We start from the raw sequence: 13324 nt of genomic DNA on the forward strand, positions 1-13324 counted from the left end.
GCTCGGAGCCCGTCTTCGGGCGCCGCGAGTGCGTGAGAGGGCCGCTGATGCCGCACGCCGATCCTCCCATCATTAGGTACGCCTAACCTTACATACGGTCCGTGACTACTCCGGACGGGTGTCCATCCACTGGGCAGTCCTTGATCGCCCGCCGTGTTCGCGCTCAGCGGACAAGGCACGTCCGGCGGAATCCGAGTGCGTGTTCGCACGTTGGGCTTGACGTAAAGGTGCAGGGCAACCGGAAGATGAAAGAGCGCACGGCCGGAGAACGGGCCGGGCGCGAACGGGCCGCAATCAGCCGTAGTGGTACGCCAGCGCGACCGCTTGGCTACTAGAGTGGTCTCACGGTGCTGAATCCATCGCGGTGAAAGCACGATGGAAACGGGCCGCCGTCGCAGCAGTCGAGGGAGTGCACATGTTTGAGAGGTTCACCGACCGCGCGAGGCGGGTGGTCGTCCTGGCCCAAGAAGAGGCCAGGATGCTCAACCACAACTACATCGGCACCGAGCACATCCTCCTGGGTCTGATCCACGAGGGTGAAGGTGTCGCCGCCAAGGCGCTGGAATCGCTGGGCATCGCGCTGGAGGGCGTCCGCCAGCAGGTCGAGGAGATCATCGGCCAGGGGCAGCAGGCCCCGAGCGGGCACATCCCCTTCACCCCGCGGGCCAAGAAGGTGCTTGAGCTGTCGCTGCGCGAAGCGCTCCAGCTCGGCCACAACTACATCGGCACCGAGCACATCCTGCTCGGGCTGATCCGCGAGGGAGAAGGCGTCGCCGCACAGGTGCTCGTCAAGCTCGGCGCGGACCTCAACCGGGTGCGTCAGCAGGTTCTGCAGCTGCTGTCGGGCTACCAGGGTGGCAAGGAGTCGACCGAGACCGGCTCCGGACGCGGTGAAGGCACCCCGTCGTCGTCGCTGGTGCTCGACCAGTTCGGCCGCAACCTGACCGTGCAGGCCCGCGAAGGCAAGCTCGACCCGGTCATCGGCCGCGGTAAAGAGATCGAGCGGGTCATGCAGGTGCTGTCGCGGCGCACCAAGAACAACCCGGTCCTGATCGGTGAGCCCGGCGTCGGCAAGACCGCCGTCGTCGAAGGGCTCGCGCAGAACATCGTCAAGGGCGAGGTCCCGGAGACGCTGAAGGACAAGCAGCTCTACACCCTCGACCTCGGCTCCCTGGTCGCCGGTTCCCGGTACCGCGGTGACTTCGAAGAGCGCCTCAAGAAGGTGCTCAAGGAGATCAAGACCCGCGGCGACATCATCCTGTTCATCGACGAGCTGCACACGCTCGTCGGCGCGGGTGCCGCCGAGGGCGCGATCGACGCCGCGTCGATCCTGAAGCCGATGCTGGCCCGCGGTGAGTTGCAGACGATCGGCGCGACCACGCTCGAGGAGTACCGCAAGTACATCGAGAAGGACGCCGCGCTGGAGCGCCGCTTCCAGCCGATCCAGGTCGGCGAGCCGTCGCTTGAGCACACGATCGAGATCCTGAAGGGCCTCCGCGACCGGTACGAGGCGCACCACCGTGTCTCGATCACCGACGGCGCGCTGGTGCAGGCGGCCACCCTGGCGGACCGCTACATCAACGACCGGTTCCTGCCGGACAAGGCGATCGACCTGATCGACGAGGCGGGCGCGCGGATGCGCATCCGCCGGATGACCGCGCCGCCGGACCTGCGCGAGTTCGACGAGAAGATCGCCGACGTGCGCAGGGACAAGGAGTCCGCGATAGACGCGCAGGACTTCGAGCGCGCCGCACGCCTCCGTGATGAGGAGAAGACCCTCCTCGGCCAGAAGGGCGAGCGGGAGAAGCAGTGGAAGGACGGCGACCTCGACGTCGTCGCCGAGGTCGACGAGGAGCAGATCGCCGAGGTCCTCGCCAACTGGACCGGCATCCCGGTGTTCAAGCTCACCGAGGAGGAGACCACGCGTCTGCTCCGCATGGAGGACGAGCTGCACAAGCGGATCATCGGCCAGGAGGACGCGGTCAAGGCCGTCTCCCAGGCGATCCGCCGTACCCGCGCCGGCCTGAAGGACCCGAAGCGCCCCTCCGGTTCGTTCATCTTCGCCGGCCCGTCCGGTGTCGGTAAGACCGAGCTGTCCAAGGCACTCGCGGCGTTCCTGTTCGGCGAGGACGACGCGCTCATCCAGATCGACATGGGCGAGTTCCACGACCGCTACACCGCTTCGCGGCTCTTCGGTGCCCCTCCGGGCTACGTCGGGTACGAAGAGGGCGGCCAGCTGACCGAGAAGGTGCGGCGCAAGCCGTTCTCGGTGGTGCTGTTCGACGAGATCGAGAAGGCCCACCAGGAGATCTACAACACGCTCCTTCAGGTCCTCGAAGACGGCCGTCTCACCGACGGCCAGGGTCGTACGGTCGACTTCAAGAACACCGTGCTCATCTTCACCTCGAACCTGGGTACCTCGGACATCTCCAAGTCCGTCTCGCTCGGCTTCTCGCAGGGTGGCGACACCGCCAACCGCTACGAGAAGATGAAGCAAAAGGTCAACGAGGAGATGAAGAAGCATTTCCGGCCGGAGTTCCTGAACCGGATCGACGACATCATCGTCTTCCACCAGCTGACCAAGGACCAGATCATCCAGATGGTCGATCTGATGGCCGCCCGGGTCGAGAAGCAGCTCAAGGCCAAGGACATGGAGCTCGAGCTCACGCCCAAGGCCAAGGCGCTGCTCGCCAAGCGCGGCTTCGACCCGGTGCTGGGCGCGCGGCCGCTGCGCCGCACGATCCAGCGCGAGATCGAGGACCAGCTGTCGGAGAAGATCCTGTTCGGCGAGATCCAGGCCGGTCAGATCATCCTGGTCGACGTCGAAGGCTGGAACGACGAAGAGGGCGAGAAGGACGACAAGGCGCACTTCGTCTTCCGTGGCGAAGCGCGGCCCTCGTCGGTCCCGGACGCCCCGCCGGTCAGCATCGGCGCCGGCACGAGCGAAGAGAACGGTGAAGCCGAGGCGGAGTAGGTCTCGGTGGTAACGGAAATGCCCGTCGCGGGTTGGCCGCGGCGGGCATTTCCTTGTTCGCGCCCGCGAGATCGCCTTCCAATCACGCGAGTTCGCCGTTCAATCACGCGAGTTACGTGTTCAATCACGCGAGTTCGCCCTTCCGCACAGAGGCCGGTGTGCGTGGATGGCGAACTCGCGTGATCAGACGGAGAACTCGCGTGATCAGATGGCGAACTCGCGTGATTGGACGCGGAACTCGCGTGATCAGGGAGCGTGAGACGATGCCATCGGGTCCGGGAGGGGGTCAGGTGGACGTTCTGGCGATCGATTTCGGTACCTCCAGCACGGTCGGGGTGCTCTCGATCCACGGCAGGGGGACACAGGTCGTCGAGATCGACGGGTCGGTGACGATGTCGTCCGCGATCTACGTCGACAAGGACGGCACCGTCTTCGTCGGCCGCGACGCCGAACGCCGCGCCCGCCTGGATCCGAGCCGGTTCGAAGCGAACCCGAAGCGGCGTATCGACGAGGGCGCGCTCCAGCTCGGTGACGTCACGCTCCCCATCGCAGACGCCTTCGCCGCCGTCCTTCGCCGCGTCGGCGAGGAAGCCGAGCTGCTCCTCCATCGCCCGCCCGCGCAGGTGCGCATCTCCCATCCCGCGGGCTGGGGGCCGGACCGCAAGCAGATCCTCCGCGACGCCGCGATCAAGGCCGGATTCGGCACCACGCTGCTCATTCCCGAGCCGGTCGCGGCCGCGGCGCATTACGCCTCCCTCAACCACGGCCACCGGCCGCCCGGTCCGATCGCGGTGTACGACCTCGGGGCGGGCACCTTCGACTGCGCGGTCGTCGGTGTCAGCGCGCAGGGGTTCGCCGTGCTCGCCGAGGACGGCTTGCCCGATCTCGGCAGTCTCGACATCGACCAGGCGCTGCTGGTGCACATCGGCCGCGAGGTTTCGCATTCCGAACCCGCGCGGTGGCAACGGATCCTGCGCCCGCAGTCGGTCAACGACCGCCGGACGCGCCGATCGTTGCTGCAGGACGTCCGTGACGCCAAGGAAAGCCTGTCCCGGCACCAGCAGACCGAGATCCCGATGCCGGAGCCGTTCGGGGACGTGCGGGTCAGCCGGATGGAGCTCGAGGCGCTCGTCCGGCCGAGTTTCCTGCGCAGCGCCGAACTCCTGGCCACCACCATCCGCCGCGCCGGGCTCGCCCCGGCCCAGCTCGGCGGCGTCTACCTCGTCGGCGGGCCGAGCCGGATGCCGTTGCTGGCGAGTCTGCTGGCGAATCAGCTCAGGATCACGCCGACGACGCAGGACCAGCCGGAGACGGCGGTCGCGTTCGGGTTGCACCACGTGCCGGCGGGCGGCGAAGACTCCCAACTGACCGTGCCCGCGTTCGCGCCTGTCGCGCCGCCGGTGCGAGGGCAGCAGCCGCCGGTCCAGCGGCAACCGCCGCCTCGGCGCCCGCAACCTCCGCGCTGGACGCCGCCGCAGCCCCCGCCGGGCCGGGATTGGCGGAAGCCCATGACGTACGGCGTCATCGGGCTCGCTGTCGCGGCGATCGTGACGACGATCTTCCTGCTCAGTGGCGGTAAGGAAGAACCGATCGCAGCGGCACCGGAAACGCGACCGGCCTGCGACCAGTCGGGCCAGAAGGACGCGCAGGGGTTCACGGACTGCCTCCGCCGGATCGCCGCCGTCATCCCGCAGCGGGACGACTGCCGGGACGCGCCGGACGCGGCCGCCGCGATGGGGGCGGCGTCGGCGGTCACGTGCGTGTTCAAGAACGACGAGGCGTCGAACGCCATCAACTACTACCAGGGCGTCGCGATGACCGGCCTGGAGGACGACGCCCGGCGCCAGATGACCAAGGGCAAGCCCGTGGAGGGCACCTGGGCGGCCGACGGCCTGCGCGGGCGTTACCTGGCGGGCGTCGGCAAGCGAAGCGGCATCGTGCTCTTCGGGACCGAAGACGCGCCAGTGAGCGCGATGCTCGTTTCGACCCGTCGCGACGGGACGGCGCGGACGACCCAGGAGATGGTCGACTTCTTCACCGCCCAGCTGAAGCCCTGATCAGGGTAACCTAACTCCATGGAAGCCATCTGTGACCTGGCCGAACTGGAGCGGGTCGTGGGGAGCAGGCAGCTGCCGGTGATGATGAAATCCATCGACAGGCTCGACTCCCACTGCGTCGCGCTGCTCGGCCGGGCCCCGGTGGCCGTGCTCGGTTACGCCGGGGACGGGCCGAGGGCCACGGTGATCGGTGGCGCTCCTGGCTTCGCGGTGCCGGAGACACCAACCCGGCTTCGCCTGCCGATGCCGCCGGACGCCGTGAACGGCAGCGGTGCCGCGTTGCTGGTCCTGCTTCCGGGCTGGCGCGAGACGTTGCGGATCAACGGAACGGTGGACGACGGCGGCCTCGCCGTCGAGGAGGCGTTCCTGCACTGCGGCAAGGCGGTGATCCGGTCGAACGTCTGGGGCCCCGCCACGCCGTCCGGGAACGGCGCCACCGAGACCACCGAAAAGGGGCTCGGCCCCGCCGCGGTCGCCTTCCTCGCCACCGCGCCGCTGGCGGTGATCACCTCACGGGACGGCGACGGTCAGGCGGACGCCAGCCCCAAGGGCGACCCGCCCGGTGTCATCCGGCCGATCGGACCGTCGACATTCGCGATCGCCGACCGGCCCGGAAACCGCCGCACCGACACGTTCCACAACGTCCTCGAACGGCCTGACGTGGCGATCGTGGCCGTCGCGCCCGGCGACGACCGCGTCCTCGAACTCACCGGCACCGCGAGCGTCAGCGCGGATCCCGCACTGCGCGAGCCGATGTCCGAACGTGGCCGCACGCCCAAGGCGGTGCTGCTGGTCGAGGTGACGCACGCCCGGCTCGCGCACAGCACAGCGGTCCGCGACGCCCGGCTCTGGGACGCCGAGCGGCACGTCGATCCGGAAGTACTGCCCAAACCCGCCGCGATCTGGACCGACCACGTCAAGCTCAACGAGACCACGGGCATCGCCGCGAAGCTCCTGCGGAAGGCGGCGGGCGAGCGGATGATGCGCGCCGCGATCTCCGTGGACTACCGGCAGAACCTGTACTGAGTCAGTGCAGGGTGCCTGCGGGCGTCGAAAGATCCTCGGTCACTGAAAGCGCCGTGTCGACGATGATCCCCAGCGCTTCCGCCGCCCGATGCACGGCGAGGCTCGGCGCCGTCGTCCGCGCGGCCTGTTCCGGCGTGTAGGGAACGTGCACGAAACCGCCCCGCACACCGGGGAAATCGTTGTCCAGCAAGTGCATCAGCCCGTAGAAGACCTGATTGCACACATACGTCCCCGCTGTATGCGAGACCGACGCCGGGAGTCCCGCGGCCTCGATCCCCGCGACGCACGCCTTCACCGGCAGTGTCGTGAAGTACGCGTTGGGCCCACCCGGGATCACCGGGACGTCGACCGGCTGCGAGCCAGCGTTGTCCGGGATACGTGCGTCGATCAGGTTGATCGCGACCCGTTCCGGGGTGACACCGGGACGGCCGCCCGCCTGGCCGACGCAGATCACCAGCTCCGGCCGGTACTCGTCGATCGCGTCGCGCAAGGTGACCAGCGAACGCGAGAACACACACGGCAGTTCGACGGCCACGGCGTCGTGCCGTCGGCCGGTGAGCAGGGAAACCGCCTGCCACGACGGGTTCACCCGCTCACCGCCGAACGGTTCGAAACCGGTGAGGAGCACTGACGTCATGCCCCTCACCCTAACGTGTGACCGACGTCAGGCGGCCGGCTTGAGGTCCCCGGGGTAGAGGAACTCGGGCGCCGGTTTGGTGTTGCCGTAGAACCAGGCGTCGAAGAAGCCCTGGAGGTTCTTGTGCGCGACGCGTTCGGCGAACTTCTGGAACTCCGGCAGGCTCGCGTTGCCGTCGCGGTGGATGGCGGGCCACGTCTTCAGGATGCGGTCGAACGGTGCCGCGCCGATGTAGTTCTTCAGTGCGTGCAGTGCCATCGGGCCCTTCGAGTACACGGAAGTGAACTCGTTGCCGGGCCCCATGTCGTACAGCTTTCCGGCCCAGAACCGGTCCGTCGCCTTCTGCACGGCGGTCAGGTAGCGCGCCTTGAGGTCCTGGCCCGACTTCGCCTCGGACCACATCCACTCCGCGTAGGAGGCGAAGCATTCGTTGAGGCAGACGTCCTTCCACTTGTCGACGGCGACCGAGTCACCCCACCACTGGTGGGCGTTCTCGTGCACGATCGTCGGAACGTTGCCAGCCGCGCCCGAGTAGATCGGCCTGCTCAGCGTCTCCAGCGAGAACCCGATCGGCTCGGCGAGGAAGATGCCGCCCGCCGCGTCCACCGGGTACCGCCCGAACTTCGACGCCAGGAAGTCGATGATCTCCGGCAGCCGCGCCTCGGCCTGCTTGGTCGCGGCGGGGGTGCCGGGGGCGTAGGCGTTGACGACCGGGGTGCCGTCGGACAGCTTCGTCCGCTCGAACTCCCATTTGTCGATCGCGACCGTCGTCATGTACGGCGCGGCCGGGGTTTCTTCGGCCCAGACGTACGTGGTGTGCTCGCCGTTCTTGAACTGCCCGCGCTCGCGACCGTTGGAGATGACGCCCCATTCCGAGGGCACGGTGATCGTGAGGTGGAAGGTCGCCTTGTCGCGCGGCGTGTCGTTGACCGGGTACCAGGTCGTCGCGGACTTCGGCTCGCCCGCCGCGAACGCGCCGCCGGATTTCGCGTACTGCCAGCCGTTCTCGCCCAGCATCGGATCGTTGATCGGCTGCGGGACACCGTGGTAGACGACCTCGGCGGTGAACCGCTCGTGGTTGCGCAGCGGGCGGGCCGGGGTGATCACCAGCTCGTGGTCTCCGGTCCGGGTGAAGGCCGCCTTCCGCCCGTTGACCTTGACCGAATCGACGGTCAGTCCGTGCAGGTCGAGGTTGAACGAGCTCAGGGACTGCGTTGTCCGGCCGGTGATCGTCTGCAGGCCGGTGAGCTGCTTGGTGGCCGGTTCGTAGCCGATTTTCAGGTTGTAGTCGCCGACGTCGTAGCCGCCGTTGCCGTCCTGCGGGTAGTAGCTGTCGCCCGCGCCGTCGGCGCCGGGTTTGTCGGTGTCGGCGAGGGCGGTCCCGCCGCCGAGGACACTCGCGGCCAGAACGGCGGCGATGACGGCCGCACTCCGGTACCTCATTCACGCTCCCAGTCGATCGGCTGTCATTTGGTCACGAACGTAGCGCCGTGACCTCGGCCGTCCGCCCGGAAAGATCCTTCGTGCCCGGATAATCCCCACTTCCGTCGCCTGTGTGGGCTATGCGTTTGCGCGTTCTGGAAAGCTGGGGGTCGTGCGTGTGACGCTGCTGGGCCCGATCGGAGCGGAGGCCGGTGACGGCACCCCGGTCGACATCGGCGGTGTCCGCCTCCGCATGCTCTTGGCCAGGCTCGCGCTGGACCCCGGCCGCGGTGTCCCGGCGACGGCCCTCATCGACGGTCTCTGGGGCGCGGAACCGCCGGCCGACGCGGCGAACGCGCTGCAATCCCTGGTCTCGCGGCTGCGCAAGGTCCTGCGTGCCGACGGCGTCACGCTCGACTCGGGCCCTGGCGGCTACCGGCTGGACGTCGCCCGCGAGGACGTCGACGTGTTCCGTTTCGAACGGCTGGCCGCGGAGGGGCGGGCCGAGCTGGCGGCGGGCCGGGACGGCGGTGCGGCCGCGATCCTCGCCGAAGCGCTCGGTCTCTGGCACGGCCAAGCGCTGTCCGACGTGCTCGACGCTCCCTTCGCGCAGGCGCCGGCGACCCGGCTGGAGGATCTGCGTCTCGAAGCCGTCGAAGATCGCTTCGAGGCCGAGATCCGGCTCGGCGGGCAAGACCGGGTCTTGGCGGATCTCAAGGAAGCGGCCGCGGGGAATCCGCTGCGCGAACGTCTCGCCGGGCTGTGGATCCGGGCGTTGTGCGCGGCGGACAGGCAGTCCGATGCCCTCGCCGTCTACGAGGAGGTCCGGGCGGCGCTGGCCGATCAGCTGGGCGTCGACCCCTCGGCCGAACTCAAGGAGATCCACCTCGCCGCGCTGCGCGGCGAACTCGGCCCGCCACCCGCGGCCGCCGACCATCTCCCGGTCCGCCTGACCAGTTTCGTCGGCCGTGACGACGAGTTGAAGCTCGTCGCCGAACTCCTCGCGGGCGCGCGGCTGGTGACACTGGTCGGGCCCGGCGGCGCCGGGAAGACACGGCTGGCCACCGAGGTCGCGACGCGGCATCCGGCGCACTCGCGCGGGCGCGTCTGGTTCGTGCCGCTCGCCGGTGTCCGCGATCCTGGCGATCTGCCCGGCGCGGTCTTCGCGGCGCTGGAACTGTGGGACCTCGGCCTCTCGCACGGCGACCCGATGCGGCGCCCGGTGGACGCGCTGGCCAGGGCCGTGGAGACGCTCGGCGCCGGCGAAGCGCTGCTGGTGCTGGACAACTGCGAGCATCTGGTCGATTCGGCCGCCGAGCTGGCGAACACCCTGCTGCGCCGCGTGCCGACCTTGCGGATCCTCGCGACGAGCCGCGAGGCGCTGGCCATCGACGGCGAGACGCTGTGCCCGCTCGGCCCGCTCTCCGTGCCGGACGGCACCCCGACCGTGCCGGAGGCGGCCGAAGCGGGGGCGATCCGGCTGTTCGTCGACAGGGCCATGGCGGTGCGCCCGGACTTCGTCCTCGACGAGTCCACTGTGGACGATGTCGCGCAGATCTGCCGTCGGCTGGACGGGATGCCGCTGGCACTGGAACTGGCCGCCGCACGGCTGCGGTCGATGACCGTCGCGCAGATCTCGCGGCGTCTCGACGACCGGTTCCGCCTGCTGACCTCGGGCAGCCGGACGGCGTTGCCGAGGCAGCGCACGCTGCGCGCCGTCGTCGAGTGGAGCTGGGATCTGCTCGACGACGCCGAACGCGTCCTCGCCAGGCGGCTGTCGGTCTTCGGGGCGGGTGCCGAGGTCGAAGCGGTCGAGAGCGTCTGCGCCGGTGAAGGACTGCCCGCCGAAGACGTCCTGTACGTCCTCGGTTCCCTTGTCGAGAAGTCCATTGTGGACGCCATGGCCGGTGATCAGGGCGAGCCCCGTTACCGCATGCTGGAGACCATCCGGGCTTACGCGGCGGAGCGCCTCGACGAGGCGGGAGAGCGTGCGCTGCTGACGAAGGCGTACCACCGCTACTACGCCGAACTCGCCGAGCGGCTGGAGCCGTCGCTGCGGACGAGGAACCAGCTCATCGCCATCTCGCGGTACGACGCCGAGAACGGCAACCTCGTGACGGCGCTTCGTCAGGCGATCGACGCGGACGACGTGGAGATGGCGGCGCGCCTGTTCGGCAACTCCTACTGGTACTGGCTGATCAAAGGTGACAGTGACCGGTTGGAGGGGTTCGTCGCCGAGGTGCTCGCCTTCGGTGACCGGCTGGAGGAGGACTTCGCCGCCGCTTTCCAGGCGATCCGCGCGATGATGGCGATGGTGCCCGGCATCGGCGACGCGAAAGAGGGCCTCGCACTCATCGATCAGTGCGTGCGGACGAACGCGCAGGAACGGTTCGCCGGGCTGGCTCTCGGGCTGCCGATGCTCGCGTTCTTCTGCCAGGACAGGGAACTCGCGCACCGCGAGGTGGCGCGGGCGCTGCTGAGCCCGGACCCGTGGTCGCGTGCCGCCGCTTCGTGGGCGCAGAGTTTCATCCTCGGCGACGAAGGGGACTCCGAGGGGGCGGGAAAGGCGAGGGACCGGGCCTTCGAAGGGTTCTCGGCCGTTGGCGACCGGTGGGGCACCGCGATGGCGGTGGGCATGAAGGCGTCCGACATCTCGATGTCCGGTGACCACGAAGCCGCGCTTTCCCTGTACCGGCAAGGGATTGCCCTCGCCCTCGAACTGGGTTCGCAGGACGACGTGATCCAGCAGCGCTGGCGGCTCGCGACGGAGTACGCGCGGGCCGGTGACCTCGAAACGGCGATGCGCGAGATCCGGGAGGCGGAGCGCTACGCGATCGACACGGGCAACGACCAGCTCGCGGTGATGGTGCTGGTGGGCAAGGCCGACCTGCTCAGCCGCGCCGGCCGGGTGGACGAGGCCCGCGAGGTCGCCGCGCGGTTCCGGGAGCTGATGTCCCAGGTGCCGCTGCCGGGCCTGTTCGGCGAGGAGTTCGGCGGGTTCATCGACACGGAGGTCGCGCTGGCCGCCGGAGAGCTGGACGAGGCCGAGCGCGCGGCCGCCGTCGTCGTGAAGTCCACCAAGGAGCGGGGCGACATGCCCGACCTCGCCCGGATCGTCGAGGTCGTCGCCCTGATCCGGTTCCTGCGAGGGCGGCCCGACAGCGCCGTCCGGCTGCTCGGCGCGGCGAATCTCCTGCGCGGCAGGCTCGACCTCGGTGAACCCTCGATCCGGGCGTTGATCGACGACCTCCGCGAGCACTTCGGGGAGGAGCGCTACGAGGCCCTGCTCGTTCAGGACGCCGACCTGCCGCGGGCCGATCTGCTCTCCTGGCTGAGCGCCGAAGCGAGTCCGTGAAGGCCTCCTTACCTACCCTCAAGGTAGTGAAGGAGGCCTTCACGGACTTCCTGCGCGTTCCCCCTGACCCCCGTCAGACGCGCTTCCGATAGGCCCAGGTGGCGAGCGGGAAGAAGACCGCGACCGCGGCCGCCATCCAGATCAGCGCGCCGGTCAGCGGCCCGGCGACCGGTCCGCCGTTCATCAGTCCGCGCAGCACGTCGGACATCTGCGACACCGGGCTGATGTCGGCCCACGCCTTCAGCCAGCCGGGCATGGTGCCGGTCTGCACGAACACGTTGCTGCCGAAGGTCAGCGGCATGAGCACCACGAACATCAGGCCCTGCACCGCGCCGGGGCTCTTCACCAGCATCCCGACGAACACCGACGCCCAGCAGAACGCCAGCGCGAACGCGATGACCAGTACCACGGCCAGCGCGAACTCCGCCGGACCGGTCTGGATCCGGTAGCCCATGATCGTCGCGACGATCATCAGCACGGTGATGCACACCAGGTAGCGCACGATGTCGGCCAGCACGGCGCCGATCAGCGGGGCGGACCTGGCGATCGGCATCGCCCGGAACCGGTCGAACACGCCCTTGGTGACGTCGGTGTTGAGCTGGACCCCGACGGTCATGCTGGCTTGCAGGATGTTGAACACCATGATGCCGGGCACGATCATCTGCAGGTAGTCGTCGATGCTCGGGGCGAGCGCGCCACCGAACAGATAGACGAACATGACCAGGAAGATGATCGGCGCGATGGTGACGTCGGCCAGCTGCTCCGGGTTCTTGCGAATCTTCAGGATGCCGCGCCAGGCAAGGGAAAGCCCATGCTGGACGCTGCTCGACAGTGAAACACGCGCCTGCGCGGGCGCGGCGATGGTCGTCATACCAGGCTCCCTTCCGGAGTAGTGTCCTTTGTGGACTCTTCGGGGCGCTTGCCGGTGAGCGCGAGGAACACCTCGTCGAGGCTGGGCAGCCGCAGCGCCAGCTCGTCCGCGGTGATCCCGGCCTCGTCCAGTTTGCGGACCAAGGTGGACAGCAGGACGGGATCGGCGACGGGCGCGGTGAGCAGCCCCGTGTCGTTGTCCCGGTTCGGTTGGACCCCGGTGAGCCCGGCCAAGATGCGCTCGACGGCGTCGAGATCGGCGAGCGCGGTCGGCCGGACCTGCAACGTCTGGCCGCCGGTCCGCCGCTTGAGCTCGTCGGCCCTGCCGTTCGCCACGACCAGCCCGCGGTCGAACACGGTGATCGTGTCGGCCAGCTGGTCGGCCTCCTCCAGGTACTGCGTGGTGAGCAGCACCGTCGTCCCGTCCGCGACCAGCGTCCGGACCACGGCCCAGACCTCGTTGCGGGCGTGTGGGTCGAGGCCGGTGGTCGGTTCGTCCAGGTAGAGCACCTTGGGACGGCCGACCAGGCTCGCGGCGAGGTCGAGCCGCCGCCGCATCCCACCCGAGTAGGTCTTGATCGCGCGCCCGGCGGCGTCGGTCAGCTCGAACCGCTCCAGCAGATCGGCCGCCCGCTTCTTCGCGTCGGCCCTGGAGAACTCCAGCAGCCTGCCGATCAGCACGAGGTTCTCGGTGCCGGAGAGGTCCTCGTCGACCGACGCGTACTGCCCGGTCAGCCCGATCATGCTCCGTACCTGCATCGGGTTCTTGACGACGTCGTAACCGAAGACGCTCGCGTGGCCGCGGTCCGGCCGGATCAAGGTGGCCAGGATCCGGACGGCGGTCGTCTTCCCCGCGCCGTTCGGCCCCAGCACCCCGACCACCTTGCCTGCCGGGACCTCCAGATCGACCCCGTCGAGCGCCTTCGTCTCCCCATAGTGTTTGACCAGGCCCTCGGCCCTGATCGCGTGAGTCATGTTTCCTC

General features: G+C 69.0%; 8 protein-coding genes. 4 read left to right on the forward strand and 4 right to left on the reverse strand.

What is annotated here, in order from left to right:
- The first annotated feature begins 415 nt into the window (after nucleotides 1-415).
- From ACLARN_RS28300 to ACLARN_RS28310, 3 genes are all read left to right on the forward strand, one after another.
- Nucleotides 416-2974: an ATP-dependent Clp protease ATP-binding subunit gene (locus tag ACLARN_RS28300; RefSeq protein WP_076155872.1), complete on the forward strand. Its 2559-nt coding sequence runs from the start codon at nucleotides 416-418 to the stop codon at nucleotides 2972-2974.
- Nucleotides 2975-3264: 290 nt separating this feature from the next.
- Complete coding sequence (locus tag ACLARN_RS28305) at nucleotides 3265-5031, forward strand: Hsp70 family protein (RefSeq protein ID WP_409494512.1); 1767 nt, start codon at nucleotides 3265-3267, stop codon at nucleotides 5029-5031.
- Nucleotides 5032-5049: 18 nt separating this feature from the next.
- Nucleotides 5050-6057, forward strand: coding sequence for a pyridoxamine 5'-phosphate oxidase family protein (locus ACLARN_RS28310; RefSeq protein ID WP_409494513.1), 1008 nt, complete (start codon nucleotides 5050-5052; stop codon nucleotides 6055-6057).
- 1 nt (nucleotide 6058) lies between these two features.
- On the opposite strand, the gene pcp is transcribed toward ACLARN_RS28310, so the two are convergent.
- Nucleotides 6059-6694, reverse strand: a complete 636-nt coding sequence (pcp, locus tag ACLARN_RS28315; RefSeq protein WP_409494514.1) for a pyroglutamyl-peptidase I — start codon at nucleotides 6692-6694, stop codon at nucleotides 6059-6061.
- 27 nt (nucleotides 6695-6721) lie between these two features.
- Nucleotides 6722-8137 (reverse strand): M1 family metallopeptidase, encoded by a 1416-nt coding sequence (locus ACLARN_RS28320; RefSeq protein WP_409494515.1) that lies wholly within the window; start codon nucleotides 8135-8137, stop codon nucleotides 6722-6724.
- A gap of 151 nt (nucleotides 8138-8288) precedes the next feature.
- Between ACLARN_RS28320 and ACLARN_RS28325 the strand changes: the two genes are divergently transcribed.
- Nucleotides 8289-11471, forward strand: a complete 3183-nt coding sequence (locus ACLARN_RS28325) for a BTAD domain-containing putative transcriptional regulator (protein ID WP_409494516.1) — start codon at nucleotides 8289-8291, stop codon at nucleotides 11469-11471.
- A 73-nt stretch (nucleotides 11472-11544) separates the two neighbouring features.
- Here the strand turns inward: ACLARN_RS28325 and ACLARN_RS28330 are convergent, their stop codons facing one another.
- Both ACLARN_RS28330 and ACLARN_RS28335 read right to left on the reverse strand, forming a co-directional pair.
- Nucleotides 11545-12342 (reverse strand): ABC transporter permease, encoded by a 798-nt coding sequence (locus ACLARN_RS28330; RefSeq protein WP_409494517.1) that lies wholly within the window; start codon nucleotides 12340-12342, stop codon nucleotides 11545-11547.
- A complete protein-coding gene (locus tag ACLARN_RS28335; RefSeq protein ID WP_409494518.1) occupies nucleotides 12339-13316 on the reverse strand; it encodes an ATP-binding cassette domain-containing protein in 978 nt (325 codons plus the stop codon). The genes ACLARN_RS28330 and ACLARN_RS28335 overlap by 4 nt, the downstream gene beginning before the upstream one ends.
- Between the last annotated feature and the right edge of the window lie 8 nt (nucleotides 13317-13324).

It is taken from the genome of Amycolatopsis sp. cmx-11-12 (assembly GCF_046269425.1).
Classification (GTDB): Bacteria; Actinomycetota; Actinomycetes; order Mycobacteriales; family Pseudonocardiaceae; genus Amycolatopsis.